This window comes from Chitinimonas sp., from assembly GCF_036568685.1.
Classification (GTDB): domain Bacteria; phylum Pseudomonadota; class Gammaproteobacteria; order Burkholderiales; family Chitinimonadaceae; genus Chitinimonas.
This window is the reverse complement of sequence record NZ_DATCSC010000087.1, coordinates 1-20310: the sequence shown is the minus strand read 5'-3', so window position 1 is coordinate 20310 and position 20310 is coordinate 1. Positions and strand designations below refer to the sequence as shown.

Below are 20310 nucleotides of genomic sequence, written 5' to 3'. Positions count from 1 at the left end.
ATCCGGCGACATTCTGAATTAGGCGGGGGCTGCGGCCCCAGTTGAGTCCATCACCGCCATGGCAAGAAAAAAGCCGCACACCATGAGGTGTGCGGCTTTGATTTACTCCACTACAAAAGCTGGGGCTAGTCGGCCTTGACCAGATTGTCCGAACTCCAGCCACCGCCCAGCGCCTGATACACCGTGACCAGCGAATCCAGACGCTGCTCCAGCGCGCTGACGCGATCACGCTCGGCCGAGAGCCGGTCGCGTTCGGCATTGAGCAGGTCGAGATAGCTGTTCACCCCGGCCTGGTAGCGCTTCTCGGTCAGCTCCTTGACGCGGCTCTGGCTGTCTGCGCGCAGCTGGGTGGCAATCAGCGCGTCGCGAGCGGCACGGTGGCCGGCCAGGGCAGAACGAGCATCGCCGTAGGCAGCGCGCGCGGCCTGGGCGTAGGCAATCTCTGCCTGGTCGCGACTGGCCTTCGCGCTATCTACCTGGGCGCCAATGCGGGCCAGGCCGACGATAGGCTGGGCCAATGCCGCGCCCAGGCTCCAGGTCTTGGCCGGCGCGTTGAACAGCGAGCCCAGCGAGGTGCTCTCGCCACCCAGGAAGCCGGTCAGCGAGAAGGTCGGGAAATAGCGTCGTTTGGTCTCGCTGAGGCTGGCTTCGGCGACTGCCAGCTGCGCCTCGGCGCGACGCACGTCCGGCCGCCGGGTCAAGAGGTCCGCCGGCAGGCCGGGCGGAATCTCCTGGGCTTTGGCCAGCTCGGCCAGGCCTGCGCCACGGCTGACGTGGCCATCCACCACTTCCTTGGGGGTGCGGCCCAGCAGCACCGCCAGGGCGGCCTCTGCCTGTTCGCGTGCCGCCACGGTACGGGGCAGGCTGGCGGCAACCGCAGCCTGCTCGACTTCGGCGAGCTTGAGCTCATAGTCACCCGAAGCACCGGCCTTGTAGCGCTTCTGCTGCAGGGCCAGGGCTTCGTTGCGGGTCGCCAGGGTCTGGGTCAGCAGCGCTTCGTCGGCATCCAGGGCCAGGAGCGAGAAGTAGCTCTTGGCGGTCTGGGCGGCCACAGCGGCGCGGGTGGTCTCCCGGGCATACTGGCTGGCCAGCAGGTTGGCCAAGGCAGCATCCTTGGCCTTCCAGACGCGGCCCCAGAGGTCCACCTCATAAGAGATGGCCACGCCGCCCTTGTAGACGGTCGTCGTGCCACCTTGGCCCGGCTGGCTGGTCACGTCGCTGGGATTGCGTCGTGTGCCATTCAGGTTCAGGTCGACGTCCGGCAACAATGCAATACGTGCTTGCGAGAGCACAGACTGGGACTGATTGACGTCCTGCAGCGCGGTCATGATATCGGCGTTGTGCGCCAGGGCTTCGTCGACCAGCGCGTTCAGCGTCGGGTCTTCAAAGCGCTTCCACCAGTCGGCCAGTTCGGCCGGCGCCTTGTCGGTCTGGTGCGCCGGCAATTCGAAGGTGGGCGGTGGCGTGGTGGCACAACCGGCCAGGCCGGCCGCCACCAGCAGTGCCAGCAGGGTAGGTTGGAACAGCTTACTTTTCATCGTGATGGACTCCCTCGACGATGCCGTATTCGCTCTCAGACTTCGGCGGTGCCAGTTCATCCGGCGTGGTCGACAGTTTGAGTGCGGTAATCAGCTTGTAGAACAGCGGTACGAAGAAGATGGCCAGGAAGGTCGCCGCCATCATGCCGCCCACCACACCGGTACCCACCGAAGTCCGCGCACCGGCGCCGGCTCCGTGGCTGATCGCCAGCGGCAGCACGCCCAGGATGAAAGCCATCGAGGTCATGATGATGGGACGGAAGCGCAGACGTGCCGCTTCGATCGCCGCTGCCGCAACCGGGTAGCCTTCGTGGTGCTTCATCACCGCGAACTCCACGATCAGAATGGCGTTCTTGGCGGCAAGGCCGAGCAAGGTGACCAGACCGATCTGGAAGTACACGTCGTTGGTGTAGCCGCGCAGCTTCACCGCCAACAGGGCGCCGAAGATACCGAAGGGCATGGCCAGCAGCACCGAGAAGGGCAGGGACCACTTCTCATACTGGGCGGCCAGGATCAGGAACACCATCACGGCAGCGAGTGCCAGCGCGATGATCGAGGCGCTGGTTACGCGCTTTTCCTGGAAGGCCGAGCCGGTCCATTCGTAGTCCACATCCTTGGGCAGCATCTTCGCCAGTTTTTCGAACGCGGCGATTGCCTGGCCGGACGAGTAGCCCGGGCCAGCGTTACCCAGCAGTTTCACAGCCGGCAGGTTGTTGTAGCGATCGACCGTATCGGGACCGGCGGTGTATTCCACCTTGGCGAAGGCCGACAGCGGCACCATGGCACCACGCTGGCTCTTCACGTACAGGTTGCCGATATCCTCAGGACGCTTGCGGAAGGGGGCCTCCGCACTCATCAGTACCTGCCAGGCGCGACCGTACTTGTTGAAGTCGTTCACATAGTAGGTACCGAGCGTGCCGGCCAGGGTGTTGAAGGCGTCGTTGAGCGGCACACCCAGCGCCTTGGCACGGTCACGGTCCACGTTCACATACAGCTGCGGCGCATTCGGCTTCCACAGGGTCTGCAGGCCGCCACCGCCACCCAGTACCGGGTCGGCATGCGAGGCACCGATCAGCGGGCCCATGGCTTCGGCGAGCTTGCGGGCACCACCTTCACCGCGGTTCTGCAGATAGACCTCGAAGCCACCGGTGTTACCCAGGCCAAAGATCGCCGGCGGGTTGAAGGCCAGTACCAGCGCCTCCTTGATGCCCATGGTCTTGCCAAACAGCTCGCCCACCAGTTGCTGGGTGGTCACCTTGCGCTCGTCCCAGTGCTTCTGGGTCACGAAGATGGTGGCGGCGTTGTTCTTGAAGCCACCGCCGATGAAGTCCATGCCGGAGAAGGCCAGCACGTGTTCGTTGGCAGGGTTGGACTGGATGGCCTTGATGACCTCGGCCACTACCTTGTCGGTGCGCTGCAGCGAAGCACCGTCCGGCAGGAAGATGGCACTGATGTAGTAACCCTGGTCTTCATCCGGTACCAGCGAGGTCGGGGTGATCTTGAACAGACCAGCCGTCAGCACCACCATGCCCAGGAACAGGAAGATACCCAGCAGCGAGCGCTTCATGAAGAAGGTCACGCCACTGATGTAGTGCCCGGTGATGCGATGGAACCAGTCGTTGAACCAGAGGAAGAAGCGGGCGGTCTGCTTGTGTTCACGCTTGAGCATGAGCACGCACAGCGCCGGCGTCATGGTCAGGGCCACGATACCCGACAGCACCACGGCGATGGAGATCGTCACCGCGAACTGGCGATACAGCTCACCGGTCAGGCCACCCAGGAAGGCGATGGGCACGAACACGGCACACAGCACCAGCACGATAGCGATCACCGGGCCGGTCACTTCCTTCATGGCCTGCAAGGCGGCTTCACGAGCAGGCAGATGCTGCTCGTGCATGATCCGCTCGACGTTCTCGAGCACCACGATCGCATCGTCCACCACGATACCGATGGCAAGCACCATGCCGAACAGGGTCAGGGTGTTGATCGAGTAGCCCAGTAGGTGCAGGCCGGCAAAGGTACCGATCAGCGACACCGGTACGGCCAGGGTCGGGATCAGGGTCGCACGCCAGTTCTGCAGGAACAGGAACACCACCAGGAACACGAGCACCATGGCTTCGCCCAGGGTATGGATCACTTCACTGATCGATACCTTCACAAAGCGCGTGGTGTCGTAGGCGACGGAATAGGTCATGCCGGGCGGGAAACGCTCGGACAGTCGCTTGATCTCGGCCTTGACCGCGTCACCCACGTCCAGGGCGTTGGAACCAGGTTGCAGGAACACGCCCATCAGCACCGCGGGCTTGCCGTTGTAGGTACCGTTGAAATCGTTATCCTTGGAACCGAGCTCGACCCGTGCGATGTCCTTCAGGCGCAGCTGACTGCCATCCGGGTTGGAGCGGATGATGACATCCTCGAACTCCTTCTCGGTCGACAGGCGGCCCTTGGCCGTCACGGTGTAGACCATTTCCTGGTTGCCACCGTTAGGCGTCTGGCCGATCTTACCGGCGGCAAACTGGGCGTTCTGCTCAGCCAGCGCGGCGGCCACCTCGGGTACGGTCACCTTCAGCTGGGTCATGCGATCCGGCCTGATCCAGATGCGCATGGCGTAGTCCTTGGCACCGAAGATCTGCACGTTGGTCGTGCCGGGGATCTTCTTGATGTTGTCGAGGACGTTGAGGGTGATGTAGTTGGAGGTATAGAGGTCGGAGTAACGGCCATCCGGCGAATAGAACGCCGTCACCGTCAGGAAGGCCGAAGAGCCTTTCTCCACGCTCACACCTTGCCGGCGTACTTCTTCCGGCAGGCGGGCGTCCGCCTGTTTGACACGGTTGTTGATGTTCACCGCGGCCTGGTCGGCATTGGTGCCGATCTCAAACGTCGCGGTAATTTCCAGCGCGCCGTTGGAGGTCGAGGTGGACGACATATACATCATGCCTTCCACGCCGGTAATGGCGTTTTCGAGCGGTGCTGCCACGGTTTCGGCGATGGTTTCTGCCGAAGCACCGGGGTAGAACGCCCGAACCGTGACCACCGGGGGCGCGATTTCGGGGTACTGCGCGATAGGCAGGGTCCGCATCGCCGCCAGACCCGCGAGCACCATGAATATGGAGATCACAAAGGCGAAGATGGGCCTGTCGATAAAGAAACGGGAGAACATGTAGCGATGCTCCTTACTTGCCGGCCGGTGCGCCTTGCGGGGCGGCAGCGGCCTTGGCGGCTTCCTCGGGCGTCATGGGCACGATGGGGGCGAAGGGGAAGAAGATGCGGGCCATGCCGTCCACAATCACCTTGTCACCCGCGGCGAGGCCTTGCTTGATGACCCAACCGTTCTGGTCCGGACCGTCGAGCTTGACCCATTCGCCCGGTACGACTGGCTTGGGAATGGCGACTGCCTTGCCGTCCTTGTTGCCCACCACGTAGACGAACTTGCTGTCGGCGTTGCTCAGCACGGCGCGTTGCGGCACCGCGATGCTGTTCGGGCGGATGGCGCCGGTCAGAATCACGCGCACGAACATGCCCGGGGTGAGCTCGTTCTTGGGGTTGGCGAACAGGGCACGGCTGGCGTAGGCACCGGTGTTGGCGTCAGCCTTGTAGTCACCGAAGTTCAGCTTGCCGTTTTCCTTGATGACCTGACCTGCGCTGGTCTTGAGCTTCACGGTGTAGCCGCTCTCGGGCAGCTTCAGGGTGCCGGCCTCGACTTCGCTCTGCACGCGAGCGCGGTCGGCCTCGGACAGCGCAAAGTTCACTTCCATCGGGTCGGTCTGAGCCATGGTGGCCAAAAGACTGTCGCCCTGGGCATTGGCCAGGCTGCCTTCAACCTTGAGCGCTCGGCCGACCATGCCGCTGATGGGCGCACGGACGTCGGTATAACCGAGGTCGATGTTGGCGGTACGGGCTTGCGCCTGGGCGGCCTTCAGGCTTGCCTTGGCGACGTCGTAAGCCGAGGCGGCGTTGTCGAATTCCTGTTGGCTGACGGCCTTGGCTTCGATCAGCGGCTTGAGCCGGTTGAAATCACGCTCGGCCTGCTTGAGGCGTGCTTCGGCGGTGGTCACATTGGCATCGGCTGCTGCAGCGGCCGCGGCAAAGGGCGCCGGGTCGATGCGGAACAGCGGTTGGCCGGCTTTGACATGGCCGCCTTCTTCATAAAGGCGCTTGTCGATGATGCCGGTCACACGGGCGCGGATTTCTACCTCGCGCGAGCCATTGGTCTGGCCGGGGTATTCAAAGTCGACGTGTACATCGCCCGGAGTGACGGTCTGGAATGTCACCTGGGCCGGTGGCAAACCACCGCCACCGTGTTGTTCGCCTTTGCCGCAAGCTGCCAGCAGGGCGGGGAGGATCAGGACCGGAGCCAGGCGCAGGGCATGGGTACGGACAGGGGTGAGGCGTGAGGCGGGCATGGATGAGTCCTCGCGATACAGAAAAGGGGGTAGGGCGCGTGGCCCGGCAGGTGACCTGATCGTCCCGGGCAGACTGCCAGCATAGAAAGCCTTGTGACAGCTCGCCAGTATGGGGAGATTCTGTGTCAGAAAATGCAGTGGCTCCGGGATCGGGAACCTGCCGGATTTGACGTTGCCAGAGATTTTAGATACATACACGTATGTTTGTAAACACTGCTGACGCAAGGGTTATTAAACCCTCACTGCGCAGGACAACGTAAAATCGCAAAATGGCACGGCGAACCAAGGAACAAGCAGCGGAAACCCGCGAACAACTGCTAGATGCAGCTGAACGGGTTTTCTGCAGCAAGGGCGTGGCACAGACCACGCTGGACGATATTGCGCGCGAGGCGGGGCTGACCCGCGGCGCACTGTATTGGCATTTCAAGAACAAGACCGATCTGTTCTCGGCCATGTGCGACCGTGTCTCGCTGCCCATGCAGGCGATGCTGGACGCCACGGTGCTGGAACCCGGCAGCGACCCGCTGGGCCGCTTGAGCCGCGACGGTGCCCGTATTCTGCGGCAGGTATCGGAAGACCCGCGCACCATGCGGGTGTTCGAGATCCTGATGTTCCGCGTTGAGCTCAACGACGTGGTGCAGACCGTGCTGCAGGCCGAGAAGGAACGGGGCCAGCACTGCCGGGTGCAACTGACCGAGGTGTTGCGCGCCGCCAAGGCCCAGGGCCAACTGCCTGGCCATGTGGACTGCGGCCTGGGCGCCTATGCGCTGAACAGCTTTATGATCGGTTGTATCCGTGAATGGCTGGAATACCGCGAATTCAACCTGGCCGATCGTTCGGAATGGTTGATGGATACCTTCTTTGCCGGTTTACGTAACGCGCCGCCACCACCGACCGGCGTAGCCGAGTTCAAGTCCGAGCCAACCGTCAGCAAGTAAGCCCCAGCGCCGCTAACAAAGCCAAGCGAAGCGATTCTGGCTAGGCGCGCAAACGCAGACAGTACGAGTAGTACGGCAAGTTTGCGCAACAACGCCAGAAGGGCTTTGTAAGCGGCGCTCAGCCGACAAGGTGGCGCGGCTCGCCCCTGGCCCAAGCCTCGATATTACCAATCAGCTGCTCACCCAACCGGCTCATGGCTTCGTAGCTGGCCCAGCCTACGTGCGGGGTCACGATCAGATTATCCAGCTGCACGCCCAGCAAGGGGCTGTCCGCCTTGGGCGGCTCTTCCCGCAGCACGTCCATGCCTGCACCACCCAGGTGGCCAGACTGCAGCGCCGCCAGCAAGGCCCCCTCATCCACGATGCCGCCGCGGGCGGTATTGACCAGCACTGCGTCGGGCTTCATCGCGGCCAGCTCCTTGGCACCGATCAGCCCCCGAGTCTCATCGTTCAGCGGGCAGTGCAGACTGATCACGTCCGCCCTGCGCAAGCCTTCCTCAAACAGCACGTAACCGGGGCGGGCCTCGGTGGCGCTGCGGCGCTCCGCAAACAGCACCTGCATGCCAAAGGCTTGGGCCAGTGCTGCCGTACGCTGCCCCAAGGTGCCGGCACCCACGATCATGAGCGTGCGGCCATTGAGGTCGCGGATCGGCGTGCCAAACAGGCAAAAGTGTGGTGACTGCTGCCAGGCCCCCTCCGCCAGTTCACGGCGGTAGGCTGGCAGGCTGCGCATCAGCGCCAGCATCAACATCATCGCGTGCTCGGGCACCGCATGCTCGGCATAGCCACGGATATTGCAGACCGGCAACTGGCGCGCCTGCGCTGCCGACAGATCCACGTTGTTTACACCGGTTGCCGCCACCGCAATCAGACGCAGCTTGGGTAGGGCAGCCAGCGCCTCGGCATTGAGCACCACCTTGTTGCTGATCACCACGTCGGCTTCCCGGCAGCGCGCCACCACGTCTTGCGGCGCGGTTGCATCGTATTCATGCCAGGCATGGGGCAGGCTCGGGCGGCGCACGGCCACCGGCAGGCTGGCGCGGTCGAGGAAGACGATATTGAGCATGAGGTGGCAGGGTGGCAGAAGAAGGCCGACATTATCAGACAGCGTCGCCAGGCCCGTCCATGTCGGACCTGGCGGCGGGTTGCACTACTCGATCAAGGCGCGGTAGGCGTGCCAGGTGGCATGGCCGACCAGTGGCGCGGTGATGATGATGCCCAAGCCCCAGAGCGCGAAGCCCAGCAGTACGAGACTGACGATCAACAGGCTCCAGACCAGCATGCACACGGGGTTGGCCAGTACCACCCGTACGCTGGCGAAGAGGGCGGTAAAGGTATCGGTATCGCGGTCCAACATGAGCGGGATGGAAACGACCGACAGCGCGAAAGCCAATGCACCGAAGGCCGTGCCCGAACCCAGCCAGACTACCAGGAAGGTCAGGTTCTCTTCGGTCAGGAAGCGCGGCGACAGGATCAGGTCCAGGCTCGGCAGGTTCTCGGTGAAGAAGAGTGCGAACACCACCACCGATACCCGCATCCAGCCCGCCACCAGCAAGGTCAACAGCAGGGCAAACAGGCCGATACCGCCCACGTTGTGGCGGAAGGCGGTGAAGGTGGGCAGCAGCCTCACCCGTTCGATCGTCTCGTGCAGGCGGCTGATTTCATACAGCCCCAGGCAGGCGAAGGGCCCGGCCAGCAAGAAAGTGGTGATCAGGGTGATGGTTTCTTCCGGCGAATGGGCGAACAAAAGCTTGATTGCCCACCCCATGGCCACGAAGGCGATGCCATAGAAGAGGCTGCCATGCGGCATGGCCCGCATATCGCCCCAGCCCAGCTTGAGCCAGGAAAAGGGCGTGTACCAGGGCAGGTCGCGCACGCGCGGGTTCAGCGGCGCCGGGGCCGTTTCTTCGAGCAATTCCGCCATAAGGTGTCTCCTCGTTATTGTGGGCGGTGATTGGAACGAACAAAAAAATGGCGACCGGATGGTCGCCAGATGGGGCTTAGTCGATGCTCAGCAGTTCCACCTCGAACACCAGCACGGCATTGGGGGGGATCACGCCGCCTGCGCCGCGGGCACCGTAGCCCATGGCTGGCGGGATGGTCAGCTTGCGTACGCCGCCGACCTTCATGCCTTGCACGCCCTGGTCCCAGCCCTTGATGACATGGCCGGCGCCCAGCGGGAAGGAGAAGGGAATGCCGCGATCCTTGCTGGAATCGAACTTGGTGCCATCGGTCAGCCAGCCGGTGTAGTGCACGGTGGCTTCCTGGCCAGCCTGGGCCTCGGCGCCTTCGCCGGTCTGGATGTCTTCGATGATAAGGGTGTCGGTCACAGTATTTCCTTGCTTGCTTTGGGGATGACCTCGCAAATCTACCTCAATAGAGGCCAAACAAGCGATAGCGAGATGGCAGCGACGTTCTGATGGGACAAAAAGAACAACCCCCGGGCGAGAAGGCCCTGGGGGTTGGAAGGCTTGCCGCTCCAAGCTGGGGCGGCATACCAGGGGGGCTTAGCCGATGACAGGCAGGCCGGTCAGGTAGCCAACCGAGGCGCCGAAGCGATCCTTGAAGTTGGCGCGGACCAGCGAATCCAGCGTGGGCTTGACCTTGTCGTGCAGCGGGCTCTCCCAGTCACCGGGGTGCTGGAAGTTGCTCATGATGTAGGTCCAGCCGTTGATCTCGTCCACAGCGTGCAGGCCGGTCGATTCGGCACCAGCCGGCACCGACAGGATGCGCGACAGCACCTTGGTATCTACGTTGTAGGCCCACAGGAAGTTGTTGACGTGGCGGCCACTGTCCTCACCGATAAACAGGGTACGCAGCTTTTCCGAGAACTTGATGTTGTCCGGGTTGGCGATCTTGTCCGGATTGGACAGGTTGCCCAGCGCGTCGGCGGTCTTCAGGTCTTCGCCGATCAGTGCTGCAGGCGGGGCCATGTCAACCGGCACCCATTCGCTGTTGATGGCGTTACCGGCGAGGTCCTTCTGGCCACCCTTGAGGTTCAGGGCGTACACGGCACCCGACAGCGGGCCTTCCACCTTGATGCCGCCCGAACCGTCCAGCATGGTGCTCTGGATATAGGACATGGCCGAGTAGGCGACCTTGTCCTTGGCGTTGACGGTGGTGCCTTCCATCTTGGTGAAGCCCAGGCTGCCACCGGCCAATGCAGCGTAGCGATGGGTTTCCAGGAAGGCGGCAGCCTTCTCCATGCCCGGCTTGACGCGCACCCAGTTGCTCTTGCCCGAGAACGGGATCTTGGTGAAGCTGGTGTCGGCCGGATCGCTGGTCTTGATGTCCATGATGTCGGCGGCCTTGAGGGTATCCGCCAGGGCCTTGATCTCGGCGCTAGTGGCACTGCCGAGCTTGATCCAGCTCAGGTTGCCGGCGCCAGGGCCGGTGCCCGAGGTCTGGGTCCACTTGGCTACGTACAGGGTACCGGCCGAGAGATCGGCTTCCTTGTCGGCAATGAACATGAACAGGCCGCCGTTGGTGGCATCGTCACCCATCAGCACGGTGCGCTTGTCCGGCATGACCTGCACCAGCTCGTGCGAGATGCGACCCAGGCAGAAGTGCTTCTTGATCGAACCGGTACCGTCCGGGTTGACGGTCACTTCCGGCAGGTGGCCGTAGTGGTAGGGGTTGGCCTTGCTGGCGTCGCCGAACAGGTTGCGGCTGAAAGCCTGGAACTGGGTGTTGGTGGCGATGGTGTTCGCATCCGGCTCGTACTCTTCGCTCGAGAGGTGGGTGCCCCAAGGCGAGAGGCTGGCACCACAGGTAATCCACAGGCCGTTGACCGAGGTGGTGTCCACATTGTGGTACTTCACCAGGCTTAGCTTGCCGGTGGTCTGGTCCTGGTCCAGGGTCAAGATGGCGATGGGCGAGGGGAGCTGGCCGTAGGTCGATGCCAGGCTCTGGTCGCGGGTGGTGTATTCGAACTGCACCACGGCAAACACAGCCTTGCCCTTGATGCCAGGCACGTTGGCATTGGCCAGGGTCAGGATGGAGGAGCCATCCGGGCAATCGGAATAGAAAGGACGTTCCTTGCCGGCCACCGACTTGTCGATGATGGGCTGTTTGTTGATGTCGTAGTAACCGCCGGCAAGGATGGTGCCGCCGTTGCCGTTGGGCACGAGGTCGCCGGTCTGGAAGAAGGGCTCGTACTTCAGCGCGAAGGTCTGCTTGCTACCGTCGCTGTAGGTCGCCACCAGGCTGGAATTGACGGTGGTGGTAGCCATTGCGGCAGCGTTGCTCAGGTCGGGCGCAGCCATGGACGAGAAGCTGACCGAGCTGATGGAGGGCTTGGCCGGGGCGACGACGACATCGTCGCTGCCGCTACAGGCAGCCAGCAGGGCCGAAGCGCTGCCGTAGGTGGCGAGCGGCAGCAGCGGGGCGCCGGACATCAGCTTCAGCAGGCGGCGGCGGGATTCGTCATGGGTCTGGGACATCTCTCTACTCTCCTAGGTGCGATCGGGTGGTACGGCATATTTTTTGGCCGCGCCATGCTAGTCGCCGCTTGTGAAAGCTTCGTGATGACTGTCTTACGGTTTGATGCAATTGGTGTGACAAAGAACGGACTGAGGGCCAGGCTGCAGGCCGCATAGTGGCCGCCAGAGAGACAAATCGCCGCATGCGTCTGGGCAATGCGGCGATCAGCTTGGGCGGAAAGCGGGCAGACTTTAGTTGTCGGCCTGTGGCGCCTCCGGCTCGGCCGGTGGCTGCAACTGGCTCTTCTCCGCCTGGTATTCGGTAATGGCGTGCTGCAATTCAACGGTCAGCGTATCGATGCGCTCAAGGCGTTCAGCCGAGAGCGTTTGGTCAGCAGGCAGAGTGGAGCGTGTGGCGGTCATGTTAAGGGCCGTATCGCAGCAGGGGCGAGGCATAGTCTATTGCAGGTCCCCGCCGCGGCAATCCCTCTTTGGAGGGAAAATCGACAGGGCAAAAGTTCGGAGACAGCCAATGCCCTTCCTTGAGGGGGCGTGGCAGGCTATTTCAGCAAACAATTATGTATGATACCAGAGCCAGACAAGCGATGCACGAGCGAGCGCTTGTCTGGCCCCTTGTCACGATCTGATCAAAGTGCGCCAAACACCTTCTGCAAGAGCTTGCTGGCCTGGCCCAGTGGGTCCTTTCGGATCGATTTTTCTTCCTCGGCGATCATCAAGTAGAGGCCGTCCAGCGCCTTGCGGGTCACGTAGTCATCGATATTGGCGTCTTCCTTCTTCACCAGCCCCAGCTCCAGGCCCTTGCCAGCATAGGCGTTGTATTTCTCGGCCAGCTTCACCTTGGCGGTGGCCTTCTGCACGATGGGGCGGAACTTGGCCGAGATGGCCTCGCTGGTGGTCCGGCGGAAGTACTCGGTTGCGGCGGTATCGCCTCCGGTCAGAATGCCTTTGGCATCTTGCAGACTCATTTTCTTGATCGAATCGACCAGGATGGGCTTGGCTTCATGCACGGCGCTCTCGGCCGCGCGGTTCATGCTCACCACCAATTCATCCGCCTGCGGGCCCAGGCCGGCCACGCGCAGCAGCTTCTCGGCCTTCTTCAGACTGTCTGGCAGAGGAATCTTTACCTGGCCGTTGCCCAGAAAGCCGTCGGCCTTGCCCAGATTACCCACGGCGACGCTGGCGGCCTGGGTCAGTGCCTCTTTGAGGCCGGCATTGGCGTCCTTGGTGGCGATCTGGTCAAGATCACCCGCACCCGCCTGCAAGGTAAGCAGCAGCGGAAGGGTGAGCAGCAGGGGGCGGAGTCGCATGGTGTGATGTCCTATCCATTACGGAGCAAAGAGGTCAGGGATTGCCGGTACGGGCACTGGCGGGCCGGTTGGTTTGGTAGTCCGGAACCTGCCGTTCGTAGGCTTTGTCCATCAGGCTGGACGAGATCAGGAAGTCGGCCGAGGCCCGGTTGCAGGCCATGGGGATATTCCAGACCACGGCCATGCGCAGCAGGGCCTTCACGTCCGGGTCGTGAGGCTGGGGCTCCAGCGGGTCCCAGAAGAAGATCAGGAAGTCGATGTCCTGCTCGGCAATGGCGGCGCCGATCTGCTGGTCGCCACCCAAGGGACCGCTATGGTAACGGCTTACCTTGATGCCCAGCTCCCGCTCCAGAAGGCCGCCGGTGGTACCCGTGGCAAAGAGGTGGTGCTTCGCGAGCGAGCCGCGATTGTACTTGGCCCAATCGAGCAGATTGGCTTTCATGTTGTCATGGGCCACCAGCGCGATCTTTTTGCTGGGCTGCATGAAAATATGGGTGTAGTTCATGACCTTGTTTCCCGATCTTCGGCGCCCGCTATTGCAGAGCTGGCGCGCTTTCGAAGATATTACCCGGCTATGGTGCCGGTAGGGTGAATTGCGGGACTACGAGCGGCCCACGCATAACAAGGAGACGGACCATGTTGATCAACTGCGCCGCCTATCAGGCCGGCAGCAAGATCGCCGATCTGCCGGTAGAGGCCATCAGCGAGTATGTGAGCCACCCCGACTGCTTTGTCTGGGTGGCGCTCAAGGATGCGACGCCGGAAGAACTGCAAGAGATGCAGGTGGAATTCGGCCTGCACGAACTGGCGGTGGAAGATGCCCGCAAGGGTCACCAGCGACCCAAGGTGGAAGAGTACGGCAATATGCTGTTCTGCGTGCTGCACGCGCTGGACATGGATGAAGCCGGCGAACTGGAGGTGGGCGAGGTCGCCATCTTCGTTGGTGCCAATTTCGTGCTTTCGGTGCGCAACCGTTCACGTATCGGCTTTCTGAACGTACGTGCCCGCGCGGAGCGTGAGCCCCACCTGCTGCAACACGGGTCCGGCTTTGTGCTCTATGCCCTGATGGATGCCGTGGTGGACCGCTACTTCGAGATCGTCCACCGCCTGGAGGGAGAGTTGGAAGGCATCGAGGAGCGGCTCTTCTCGGCCAACAACAGCGCCCGCCTCAATATCGAGGAGCTCTACGCCCTCAAGCGCAAGCTGGTGACGGTGAGCCATGCCGCCGTACCGCTGCTGGAGGCGATCGCCCACCTCTATGGTGGCCGCGTGCCCGGCGTGTGCGTGGGCATGCAGGAATACTACCGCGACGTGTATGACCACCTGGAGCGCATCGTAAAGTCGGTCGAGTCGGTGCGAGAAATGCTGGCGGCTGCCATCCAGGTCAGCCTGGCCATGATTTCGCTCGACGAATCTGCCGTGAGCAAGAAGCTGGCTGCCTACGCCGCCTTGTTTGCCGTGCCCACCATGATCGCCGGCGTATACGGTATGAACTTCGAGCATATGCCCGAGCTCAAGTTTGCCTATGGTTACCCGGTGGCGCTGCTGAGCATGGTGGTACTGGATGTGGCGCTATGGTGGAAGTTCAAGCGGGTAGGGTGGCTGTAACAACTCGCGCATCCAACAAAAAGCCGACCTCATGGTCGGCTCTTTGTTTTGGCGCTAGGGACTGAGCTTACAGTTTGCCCTTGACCCAATCGGCCACACCGGCCAGCGCGGCAGGCAGACCGGCCGGGTTGGTACCGCCGGCCATGGCCATATCGGGGCGGCCACCGCCCTTGCCGCCCACCTGCTGGGCCACAAAGTTGACCAGATCACCAGCCTTGACCTTGCCGGTCAGGTTGGCGGTCACGCCGGCAGCCAGGGCCACCTTGCCGTCACTGACCGAGGCCAGCACGATGGCGGCGTTGCCAAGCTTGTCCTTGAGCTTGTCCATCATCTCGCGCAGGGCGTTGGCGTCGGCACCGTCCACGTTGGCGGCCAGCACCTTGCTGCCGCCCACATCCTCTGCCTGGTCGGCCAGACTGTCGCCTGCGCTGGCGGCGAGCTTGCCCTTGAGCTTGGCCAGTTCTTTTTCCAGTGCTTTCTGCTCGGCGTGCAGCTTCTCCAGTTTGCCAACGAGATCACCCGGTTGGGCTTGCACCAGATGGGTCGCGGTCTTGACCTCGTGCTCCAGGCCCTGCACATAGGCCAGGGCGCCTTCGCCGGTCACGGCCTCGACACGGCGGATGCCGGCGGCCACGCCACCTTCGGCCACGATCTTGAAGAAGCCGATATCACCGGTACGCTGCACGTGGGTACCACCGCACAGTTCGGTCGAGAATTCGCCCATCTTCAGCACGCGCACTTCGTCGCCGTACTTCTCACCGAACAGCGCCATGGCGCCGGCCTTGAGGGCGTCGTCCTGCTTCATGATGCTGGCGCTGACCGCAGTGTTGGCGACGATCTGCTGGTTTACCAGCTGCTCGATCTTGGCGATTTCTTCGGCAGTAACCGCCTGGGTGTGGGCGAAGTCGAAGCGGGTACGCTCACTGTTCACCAGCGAACCCTTCTGCTGCACATGGGTACCCAGCACGGCGCGAAGGGCGGCGTGCAGGAGGTGGGTGGCCGAATGGTTACGGGCGGTTGCGCTGCGCTTGCTGGTGTCGATCACGGCCTTGACCGTATCGCCTACCTTGAGGCTGCCAGCCACCAGCTTGCCCTGATGGCCGAATACGGCGGCCTTGACCTTCTGGGTGTCGGTCACCAGGAATTCGCCACCTGCGGCGGTGATGTGGCCGGTGTCGCCCACCTGGCCACCGCCTTCGGCATAGAAGGCGGTGTTGTCGAGCACCACCACACCTTCATCACCACCGCTCAGGATCTCGACGGCCACGCCGTCCTTGTACAGGGCCAGCACACGGGCCTGGGTCTCGGCCTTGTCGTAGCCTTCGAAGGTGGTGTCGCTGCCTTCGTATTCCACATTGGCGGCGGCATTGAACTTGCCGGCAGCACGGCCGCGCTCTTGTTCCTCTGCGAGCTCACGCTCGTAGCCGGCGGTATCGAGCTCGACTTCGCGCTCGCGGCAGATGTCCGCGGTCAGGTCGATCGGGAAGCCATAGGTGCTGTGCAGGGTGAAAGCCGTTTTGCCGTCCAGCAGCTTCTTGCCACCTTCGAGCGATTTGTCCAGCAGCGCCATGCCGTTGTCCAGAGTACGGGCGAATTGCTCTTCTTCGGCGCGCAGTGCGGCCATGATACGGTCCTGGCCCTCGATCAGCTGCGGGTAGGCGTCGCCCATGCTCGCGGCCAGATCCGGTACCAGCTTGTGGAAGAACAGGCCTTTCTGGCCCAATTTGTAGCCGTGGCGGATGGCACGGCGCACGATGCGACGCAGCACATAGCCACGGCCTTCGTTCGAGGGCAGCACGCCGTCGGCAACCAGGAAGGCACAGGCGCGGATATGGTCGGCGATCACCTTCAAGGACGGCACGTCCTGGCTGTAGGGCACACCGGTCTCACGCGCGGCGGCGCGGACCAGGCCGGCCAGGATGTCGGTCTCGTAGTTGGACTTCACGTGCTGCAGCACGGTGGAGAGGCGCTCCAGGCCCATGCCGGTATCGACCGAGGGCTTGGGCAGCGGATGCAGCGTGCCGGTCTCGTCCCGGTTGAACTGCATGAACACGTTGTTCCAGATCTCCATGAAGCGGTCGCCATCCTCATCGGGCGAGCCGGGAGGTCCGCCGGCCACTTCCGGGCCGTGGTCAAAGAAGATCTCGGTGCAAGGGCCACAGGGACCGGTGTCGCCCATGGTCCAGAAGTTGTCGCTGGCGTAGGGCGCGCCCTTGTTGTCGCCAATGCGGACGATCTTGTCGGCCGGCACGCCGACGACTTCGTTCCAGATCTGGTAGGCCTCGTCATCGCTGGCGTAGACCGTCACCATCAGCTTGTCCTTGGGCAGGCCCAGCCACTCGGGGCTGGTCAGGAACTCCCAGGCGTAGGTGATCGCGTCGCGCTTGAAGTAGTCGCCGAAGCTGAAGTTGCCCAGCATCTCGAAGAAAGTATGGTGGCGGGCGGTATAGCCCACGTTCTCGAGATCGTTATGCTTGCCGCCGGCACGCAGACACTTCTGGCTGGTGGTGGCGCGGGTGTAGGCGCGCTTCTCGAAGCCCAGGAACACGTCCTTGAACTGCACCATGCCCGCCACGGTGAACATGATGGTCGGGTCGTTGCCCGGCACCAGCGGGCTGGAGGCCACGACCTGATGGCCCTTGCTTTCGAAGAAGCCGAGGAATTTCTGACGAATTTCTGCAGTGCGCATGACGAGGTTGATCCGTGCGGGAAGTCGGGAAACAGCCGTCAATTATGCCCCAAACCAGCCCGCAACGAATATGCCTTGCGCGTGGACCGCTTACTGCCCGGTCAACGCCGCACCCTCGCAGGCCGGCACCCAGCGCCGCAGCATGTCAAAGAGCTGGTCCGGCTCCACCGGCTTGCTCAGGTGGTCGCTCACGCCAGCCTCCATGCAGCGCTCCCTGTCGCCCGCCATGGCATTGGCGGTCAGCGCCACGATGGGCAGGTTGGCAAGACCGGGCTGGGCGCGGATCAAGCGGGTGGCGGTCAGGCCATCCATGACCGGCATCTGCATATCCATAAGCACAATGTCATAACGCTCGCGCGCCAGCATCTGTAGCGCCATCTCGCCATCGCCGGCAATGGCGACTTCCATGCCAGCCTTGTGCAGCAGGTGAGCCACGATCTCCTGGTTGATCTCGTTGTCTTCCACCAACAAGGCGCGGCGGCCGGCCACGCGGCCGAAGTCGCGCACAGCCGGAACGTCGTGGCTGGCCTGTGGCGCCACGCCATAGCCCAGCCGAGCGGTGAACCAGAAGGTACTGCCCTGGCCTGGCACGCTGCGTACCCCCACGTCGCCGCCCATCAAGAGCGCCAACTGTTTGGAGATAGCCAAGCCCAGCCCGGTGCCGCCATAGCGGCGAGTGGTAGTGGCGTCGGCCTGCTGGAAGGACTGGAACAGCTGTGCCTGCTGTTCGGCGCTCATGCCTATGCCCGTATCTTCGACTTCGAAATGGATCATCACGCCGTCTGCTTCGCGCGCCAAGAGGCTCGCCCGTACATGGATGCTGCCGCACTCGGTGAACTTGACCGCGTTGTTGGCGAAATTGATCAGCACCTGGCCCACGCGCAGCGGGTCGCCCTGCAGATGGCAGGGCAGGGCGCTGTCTACCTCGAAGTGCAGCGCCAGCCCCTTGGCGGCGCAGGGCTCGGTCACCAGGTTGGCCACCTGGTCCAGCACGTTCTGCAGGGGGAAGTGGGTCGCTTCGAGACTGAGCTTGCCTGCCTCGACCTTGGAGAAGTCCAGGATGTCGTTGATGATGCCCAGTAAATGCCGTGCCGAGCGCTGGATCTTGTCTACATAGTCGCGCTGCTTGCTGTTGAGCTCGGTCATTGCCGCCAAGTGCGACATGCCGATGATGGCATTCATCGGTGTGCGGATCTCGTGGCTCATATTGGCCAGGAACAGCGACTTCATTCGCGAAGCCTGCTCAGCCTGGCTGCGCGCTGCCTCCAGTTCCAGCTCATGGGCCAGCAGCGCGTCGTTGGCCTCGGCCAGCTCACGGGTGCGCTCCCGCACACGCGCCTCCAGCACCGCCTCGTTCTGCTCCAGCTCAGCCAGCAGCCGGTCTTTCTCCTGGTCACGCTCGGCGATCGCCTGGCTCATGGCGTTGAGCGCCGTGGCAAGGCGGGCCAGCTCGTCCTGCCCGGCCACGCCCACGCGAGTCTGGTAGTCGCCCGCCGCCACCTTATCAACCGCCTCGGCCAGCCGGCTGAGCGGGGCGGAGAGAATACGCGCCAGCCAGAAGGAGCAAGCCACACCGATCAGGAAAATCAGTGCACCTATACCCAACGACTGCTGCAATGCCTTGTTCAGCTCGGCCTGCACATAGCTGATGTCCACGTCGGCGCCGACCACGATGCGGCTGCCGTCAGGCCGGGTGAGGGCCTGGAAGACCGAACGGAAATAGCCAAAACGGTCGCGATACTCCGCGGTGTTGGTACGGCCGGTATGCAGGGTGTCGAGAATCGCCGGGTGCGGGGCGATCTCGTAGAGCTGGTAGTAGTGGCCGTAGTTCTCGGCCGCAATCTCGCTCTCGTTGGCGGTATCGGCCAGGTAGACCAGCTGGCCATTCACTTCCGCAAACATATAGACGTAGCGCACGCCGGTGCGCTGACAGTAGTCATTGAGCAGGCGGACCAGCGAGAGGTAGTGCTGCGGGTCGATGGACGACGGACCGGTTGCCGCCTGCAGGTAATCTTTGCCCACCATCTTGGGCGCGGCGCTGACGCCGGCCACCAGCCTGGCATCGATCGCCTCGCGCACGCTGGTGGACTTGAGGTCCCAGATATAGAGCGTATAGGCGGCAGTGGCGAGCAGGTTGACCGCCAGAAAGACCCACAGGATCTTGGTACGGGCAGTGTTGGGGCTCAGCAGGGCGAACAGTCGTTTCAAAATGCATGCCTTGGCAGGCCGGCCTACCGTAAAGGCCGGCCGGTTAAGCGGCCATCCGGCGGGGGTGGTACCGGACCGGCCAGAAATATTCGGCGGATTATGCATCAATCCATTCGGCCGCAAAGCTGCATGACGATATGCTGATATGACAAAGGCCTACCTACACATTAGGCCGCCTGTTGGGGCCTGCGAGTGGTGTGCACAAAGTGCAACGTCCTGCTGAGTTACGTGATCATTCGCTGCATCACCCCCAGCTGACTGGGCATTTAGCTCCTACTGCGATTTCCTCGAGTACCCTAATATTTCACACCGATAAGATCTGACTGCCCTACAGTTTTGCTCTTATCTCAAACTCCACCGTCTCCAGCCTGTCCCGAACCAGCGTCTGCTGATGGGCCAGGTGCACAACGTGTAATTCCGGCTGCTCATTGAGTGCTTCCAGATAGACCACCAAAGCCTTCTGATCCTTGGCCTCACCCTTCAGGACTAGCTGGCGCCCCGACTTATCCGGCACAAACTCGAGCAGCTCAATGTCTTTGCTGGCGGTTTGTTCGATCGCCTGCAGCAGATTGGGCCACGGAAACCGGCGCTCAGACTGGATGGCGTCCCAATGCTTGGCGTCGACGCTCGGTGCCGGTAGGGTGGCGAGGTGTTTTTCGCGCTCCAGCCTTTGCGATAAGACAGCGTTCTGTTCTGCAGCCTTCTGGTTGCGCAGATGTACGCCATAAGCTTGCCAAAGCAGCCAACCTGCACCCACAAGGCTGATACCCAGCAATACCAACATCCAAGCACCATGTCTGGCTCGCGGGCGGAGTAGATGGTTCAACGGTCTCATATCAGCTCCAGGCATGGCGATCCACCGCGATGTGCGCTGCCTGCGGCAAGACTTGTGAAACCACCGGGCTCAGTTTGGCCGATTCGGCAGATTGGGAGGTCCATTCGAAGACGTGGCTTGTTGCCACCTCATCTGGCAATACCCGACGCAGCAAGCGCTTTCCGGACTCCGAGGTACTTAGCGTCACGGGTTCTACATCCAGGTCCAATAGCTTTGAACCATGGAAGCGAAAAGCCGTTGTTCGCCTGGCTTCCTTGAGCAGCAGCAGTGAGTGCGAGGAGCCTCGAATAGGGCGATGGCGATAGTAGGCCGCTGCAGAGACGGGCAGCACCTCGCGCAAGG

General features: G+C 62.6%; 16 protein-coding genes. 2 read left to right on the top strand and 14 right to left on the bottom strand.

Annotation, left to right across the window (positions count from 1 at the left end; translation table 11 throughout):
• Positions 1–125: 125 nt before the first annotated feature.
• The 3 genes from VIM95_RS12795 to VIM95_RS12785 are packed head-to-tail and all read right to left on the bottom strand — an operon-like array spanning position 126 to position 5941.
• A complete protein-coding gene (locus tag VIM95_RS12795; protein ID WP_331986218.1) occupies positions 126–1538 on the bottom strand; it encodes a TolC family protein in 1413 nt (470 codons plus the stop codon).
• Positions 1528–4698, bottom strand: a complete 3171-nt coding sequence (locus VIM95_RS12790) for a multidrug efflux RND transporter permease subunit (RefSeq protein ID WP_331986216.1) — start codon at positions 4696–4698, stop codon at positions 1528–1530. The genes VIM95_RS12795 and VIM95_RS12790 overlap by 11 nt, the downstream gene beginning before the upstream one ends.
• Before the next feature lie 13 nt (positions 4699–4711).
• Positions 4712–5941: an efflux RND transporter periplasmic adaptor subunit gene (locus VIM95_RS12785; RefSeq protein WP_331986214.1), complete on the bottom strand. Its 1230-nt coding sequence runs from the start codon at positions 5939–5941 to the stop codon at positions 4712–4714.
• Between the two features lie 269 nt (positions 5942–6210).
• Between VIM95_RS12785 and VIM95_RS12780 the strand changes: the two genes are divergently transcribed.
• The gene (locus VIM95_RS12780; RefSeq protein ID WP_331986212.1) at positions 6211–6879 is read left to right on the top strand and encodes a TetR family transcriptional regulator; all 669 of its coding nucleotides are present in this window, start codon (positions 6211–6213) and stop codon (positions 6877–6879) included.
• 118 nt (positions 6880–6997) lie between these two features.
• On the opposite strand, the gene VIM95_RS12775 is transcribed toward VIM95_RS12780, so the two are convergent.
• From VIM95_RS12775 to VIM95_RS12745, 7 genes are all read right to left on the bottom strand, one after another.
• A complete protein-coding gene (locus tag VIM95_RS12775) occupies positions 6998–7945 on the bottom strand; it encodes a D-2-hydroxyacid dehydrogenase (protein WP_331986210.1) in 948 nt (315 codons plus the stop codon).
• 84 nt (positions 7946–8029) lie between these two features.
• Entirely contained in the window at positions 8030–8803 is a 774-nt protein-coding gene (locus tag VIM95_RS12770; protein WP_331986208.1) for a DUF2189 domain-containing protein, read from the bottom strand.
• A gap of 76 nt (positions 8804–8879) precedes the next feature.
• The gene (locus VIM95_RS12765; protein WP_331986206.1) at positions 8880–9209 is read right to left on the bottom strand and encodes an FKBP-type peptidyl-prolyl cis-trans isomerase; all 330 of its coding nucleotides are present in this window, start codon (positions 9207–9209) and stop codon (positions 8880–8882) included.
• 177 nt (positions 9210–9386) lie between these two features.
• A complete protein-coding gene (locus tag VIM95_RS12760; protein ID WP_331986204.1) occupies positions 9387–11321 on the bottom strand; it encodes a PhoX family protein in 1935 nt (644 codons plus the stop codon).
• Positions 11322–11552: 231 nt separating this feature from the next.
• Positions 11553–11723 (bottom strand): hypothetical protein, encoded by a 171-nt coding sequence (locus tag VIM95_RS12755; protein WP_331986203.1) that lies wholly within the window; start codon positions 11721–11723, stop codon positions 11553–11555.
• A gap of 224 nt (positions 11724–11947) precedes the next feature.
• Complete coding sequence (locus tag VIM95_RS12750) at positions 11948–12628, bottom strand: DUF4197 domain-containing protein (RefSeq protein ID WP_331986202.1); 681 nt, start codon at positions 12626–12628, stop codon at positions 11948–11950.
• 34 nt (positions 12629–12662) lie between these two features.
• Positions 12663–13133, bottom strand: coding sequence for a methylglyoxal synthase (locus tag VIM95_RS12745; protein WP_331986201.1), 471 nt, complete (start codon positions 13131–13133; stop codon positions 12663–12665).
• Positions 13134–13264: 131 nt separating this feature from the next.
• Here VIM95_RS12745 and corA point away from each other — a divergent pair, with 131 nt between their 5' ends.
• Entirely contained in the window at positions 13265–14236 is a 972-nt protein-coding gene (gene corA / locus VIM95_RS12740) for a magnesium/cobalt transporter CorA (protein WP_331986200.1), read from the top strand.
• Positions 14237–14303: 67 nt separating this feature from the next.
• On the opposite strand, the gene alaS is transcribed toward corA, so the two are convergent.
• From alaS to VIM95_RS12720, 4 genes are all read right to left on the bottom strand, one after another.
• Positions 14304–16925 carry an alanine--tRNA ligase gene (gene alaS / locus VIM95_RS12735; protein WP_331986199.1) on the bottom strand — a complete coding sequence of 874 codons (2622 nt, stop codon included), beginning with the start codon at positions 16923–16925 and terminating at the stop codon, positions 14304–14306.
• A 90-nt stretch (positions 16926–17015) separates the two neighbouring features.
• Positions 17016–19133, bottom strand: a complete 2118-nt coding sequence (locus VIM95_RS12730; protein ID WP_331986198.1) for a response regulator — start codon at positions 19131–19133, stop codon at positions 17016–17018.
• 328 nt (positions 19134–19461) lie between these two features.
• Positions 19462–19908, bottom strand: a complete 447-nt coding sequence (locus tag VIM95_RS12725; RefSeq protein ID WP_331986197.1) for a PilN domain-containing protein — start codon at positions 19906–19908, stop codon at positions 19462–19464.
• A gap of 61 nt (positions 19909–19969) precedes the next feature.
• Positions 19970–20310 (bottom strand): hypothetical protein (locus VIM95_RS12720; RefSeq protein WP_331986195.1); only part of this gene is annotated, 341 nt, incomplete at its 5' end.